This window comes from Actinomadura chokoriensis (genome assembly GCF_041463665.1).
Lineage (GTDB): Bacteria > Actinomycetota > Actinomycetes > Streptosporangiales > Streptosporangiaceae > Spirillospora > Spirillospora chokoriensis_A.
The window spans coordinates 1-1,725 of record NZ_JAXCEJ010000069.1; the positions used below are offsets into that span (position 1 = coordinate 1).

Genomic DNA, 1,725 nt, shown 5'->3' on the forward strand with positions numbered 1-1,725 from the left:
GTGAGGTGGGCCGTCGGCGAGGTGCCAGCGTTGGCTGGTCCTTTTCCGACGGCCTCCTCCCGAACCCGCCGTGCGGCTTTCACCGCAACGGGCTCTCCGGTGACTGCTGCGTGATGGCAGGGTTCCGATTGTGGATTTGGTCGTGGCAGTTCTTGCAGACGATCAGGGTTTTGCGTCGCCGCTCTGCCATGAGCCGGGCCCACTCGGGTTGTGACTGCCCGAGCCTTCCCAGATCTGCGAGTTTGCGGACGTGATGGACCTGGATTTCGTCCGTTGCGTCGCAGAGTTCGCACCGCCCACGGAGTAGCCGGGTGATCAGCTGTTTGCGGGGGTGTGTGGGACTGCGGCCGGGGTGGCGGTCGATGATGACCGCCTTCTTCTGCCGTTTTAATGGAATACCGCCGAACCTGGCGACCAGTGGTTTCCTGTCACCGCGTTCGATGCTGGCCTGGATGCACTTGCGGGGTCCCGCAGGAGTGTCGATGGTGGCCTTGTACTTTCGTGCCATCGTCGACACCGTTGATTTGTGCTTGCCGGCCAGTGTTTTGAGCAGTGAGGTCTGCATGACCCAGTGCAGGCGGCTGAGCCGGAAGGCGTCACCTGCCAGCAGGTAGTACTGGACGATGCCCCGGTAGGTGGACCCGTAGATGCCGATGATGTCTGTGTCAGTGGCATCCAGCAGCCGGGTCAGGTGCGCGGGTTCGCCGCGTTTCAAGTAGGGGGCACACTTTTCTTTGATCGCCGATGCGGGCACGTGGAGCGCTATGCTGCCGTTGGTCGATCTCCGGCCTCGGGTGGCTTTGCGGTCGCTGCGTCGCACGGCGATTTCGTAGCCGAGGAACCGGGCCCGCTGGGTGCGGGCATGAGTGATCAGGGTTTTGGCTTCGGAGAGTTCCAGTTTGAGGTCGTCGCGCAGGAACTGAGCGAGCCGCCGCTTGATCTGCTCGGCTTCGTGTTTGGGTCCGGCGAATCCCAGCAAGGTGTCGTCGGCGTATCGGATGTAGCGCAACCGCCGGTAGCCAGGGTCGTGCATATCCTGACTGGGCATCTCGCGTAGCCTCTTGCGCAGTTGCCGTGCCTGGGGCCTGTCACCGCGCTTGCGGGCCATGGCGAGTTGCTTTTCCACCTTGCGGTAGGCGGTGTTGCGTGCCCGCAACCCGCCTCGGGTGTATTCCGGGATCAGAACCGTCTCGACGTAGCGGTCCAGCCCGTGCAGGTAGATGTTGGACAGGATCGGCGATACCACTCCGCCCTGGGGTGCCCCCGACAGGGTGGCATGCCATGTCCAGTCCTCCAGGTATCCGGCCGTCAGCATGTTGCGCACCAGCCGCAGGAACCGTTTGTCATGGATCTTCTCCGCCAGTATGCGGATCATGACCTGGTGGTCTAGTGACCCGAAGCAGTCGGAGACGTCACCTTCGATGAACCAGGACGTCCCGGTCCAGACATCGGCTACCTCGCGTAGCGCGGTGTGGCAGCCTCGCCGGGGACGAAATCCATGGGAACGGCCGGAGAACTGGGGCTCATAATACGCCTCCAGAAGCAGGCGGATCACCTCGCCGACCAGTTTATCCGACCATTTCGGCATGCCCAGAGCTCTCTTGGTTCCATTCCTTTTTGGAATGTAGGTTCTCCGGACCGGGCTGAATCGGTAGCGCTCGTGGCGCATCGCGTCGATGATGCGTCCGATTTTGGTCAGCGACATGCTGTCAACGGTCTCTGCGG

At 62.5% G+C, this 1,725-nt stretch carries 1 protein-coding gene; it reads right to left on the minus strand.

Annotation, left to right across the window (positions count from 1 at the left end):
- Window positions 1-79: 79 nt before the first annotated feature.
- Window positions 80-1,725: reverse transcriptase/maturase family protein (locus tag SM418_RS37895; RefSeq protein WP_371966185.1), on the minus strand; the 1,646-nt coding region annotated here is incomplete at its 5' end.